Raw genomic sequence first — 1691 nt, 5'->3', positions numbered from 1 at the left:
GCTAAGGGTGACAAGATTGTTGTAACTTGGAACGATAGCAAAGGCGACAAACGTACTGATGAAGCAACAGCTTCTTAATATCAATACGCATAATTAAAACTATAAAAGGGTTACCATGAAAACACGCATTTTATATGGCGTAATTATTGGGATTTTTACTGTACTTCAAGGTTGTTCTAGTCCAGCGAAAAATGAATCGTCAAGCACCTCTACTCCAACTGGCGGAGCTCCTACCGGCGAAATTGAGAAATATCGCGCAATGCTTGCCGATGGTAACCCTGCTGATTTGTATGAGGCAGCGGGTGAAGATATTTGGAAAAAGCCTATGGGCCCAAAGAATGTCTCTTTGGAGAAGTGTGATTTAGGTATGGGGCCTGGCGTTGTAAAGGGTGCTTATACTCAAATGCCTAAATACTTTAAAGATACAAACAAAGTTCAAGACTTAGAGTCCCGATTAGTGACTTGTATGGAAAAGTTACAAGGCTACAACGGTCAAGAGATTATCAAAGCGGGCTTTGAAAAAGGTAAGCGTAAAGATCTAGAGGCGGTGGTTGCCTATGTTGTTGCGGAATCTAAAGGTATGAAAATCAACACTGTAGCTAAGCATCCAAAAGAAAAAGAAATGTATGACCTCGGTAAGAAATCATTCTTCTACCAAGGTGGTCCAATGGACTTCTCTTGTGCATCTTGCCACGGTGAAAACGGTAAACGGATTCGCTTGCAGGACTTACCCAATCTCACAGAGCAAAAGGGTGCAGCCCTTGGTTGGGGTTACTGGCCAGCTTATCGCGTATCTAGCGGTAATTTCTGGACCATGCAGCGTCGTCTGAATGACTGTTATCGCCAGCAGCGTTTCCCAGAGCCAGTTTTTATCTCTGATGACACAATTGCGATTTCCCTCTACATGGCCATCAATGCCAAGGGTGGAACAATGAATGCACCTGGACTGAAGCGTTAATCGCTGGAGATAAACAACATGAAAAATAAATTATCCTTATTGGCACTCACGCTCGCTTTATCAATTGGTGTTGCACATGCTGCAACTCCTTTTGAAAAGATGATGTCCTCTAGTTTTGAAGCTAAGGGCATTGCTGGTCTTGATCGCTTAGATCAAGATGCGGCTCAAAAGTTTTGCTCTAACCCAGCCAACCTGAATGGCGGCGGCGATCCAAAGATGCGTGAAAAAATCCAGAATGAAAACATGGCAACCATCAAGCAGCCTTCTGATGGTAAATACATTGGCGACTGGAAAAGTGGAGAAAAAATTGCCCAGAGTGGCAAAGGAGCGACCTGGAAAGACAAACCCGGAAGTGTTAATGGTGGATCTTGCTATAACTGCCACCAGATCAATATCAAAGAGGTGTCCTATGGAAACATCGGCCCATCGCTTTGGAATTACGGAAAATTACGGGGTTACTCTAAAGAGGTGGTTCAGTACACATGGAACCGCATCAACAATGCTAAGGCATATAACGTATGTAGCAATATGCCCCGTTTTGGGCACTTCAAACTCTTAAATGAGAAGCAAATGCAGGATGTCATGGCATTGCTCCTGGATCCAGAGTCGCCTGTTAACAAGTAATAAAAATAAACAGGCCGAAAGGCCTGTTTTCTTTAGGAAAACACAATGTCTTTAAATCGACGCGAATTTCTGCAAGCATTAGCAATTGCCTCTGCGGGTGGGATGAGCT

2 protein-coding genes are annotated in these 1691 nt (G+C 43.6%); both read left to right on the top strand.

Annotated features, from left to right (window positions below; translation table 11 throughout):
- Nucleotides 1–259: 259 nt before the first annotated feature.
- On the top strand, nucleotides 260–958 hold the full coding sequence (gene soxA / locus B7X71_RS16455) for a sulfur oxidation c-type cytochrome SoxA (RefSeq protein ID WP_293598205.1): 699 nt from the start codon (nucleotides 260–262) through the stop codon (nucleotides 956–958).
- A gap of 18 nt (nucleotides 959–976) precedes the next feature.
- A complete protein-coding gene (gene soxX, locus B7X71_RS16450) occupies nucleotides 977–1582 on the top strand; it encodes a sulfur oxidation c-type cytochrome SoxX (RefSeq protein WP_293601525.1) in 606 nt (201 codons plus the stop codon).
- Nucleotides 1583–1691 lie beyond the last annotated feature (109 nt).

It is taken from the genome of Polynucleobacter sp. 39-46-10, assembly GCF_002282275.1.
This window is presented reverse-complemented; position numbering and strand designations above follow the sequence as displayed.

Bases quoted from the DNA above. Each gene is read 5' to 3' on its own strand.
- soxA (WP_293598205.1), top strand. From the start codon at position 260: ATGCTTGCCGATGGTAACCCTGCTGATTTGTATGAGGCAGCGGGTGAA.
- soxX (WP_293601525.1), top strand. From the start codon at position 977: ATGAAAAATAAATTATCCTTATTGGCACTCACGCTCGCTTTATCAATT.